The following is a 255-nucleotide window of genomic DNA, read 5'->3' on the forward strand; positions in this document are numbered from 1 at the left end:
ATACAATAAAACTATACTTTCTGCAGCCGGTTTTTTTTAGTTCCTTTTTCACGTTTATGCGTCAATAATATAGGTTATCGATAACAGCTTTTTCGATGCTGTTTTCGAAATAAACAACTACCGATAATGAAACATTATCGGTACTAAACCGGGGTTGACAATGGGAACGACAGAACAAAACGAAGCAGAAAAAGCAGTCAAAAGAAATCTATTGCATGATGCCGAGCGCTCAACGAAGGAAGCAATATCAAACGT

It is taken from the genome of Candidatus Omnitrophota bacterium (genome assembly GCA_028716565.1).
Classification (GTDB): Bacteria; Omnitrophota; Gorgyraeia; order Pluralincolimonadales; family Pluralincolimonadaceae; genus Pluralincolimonas.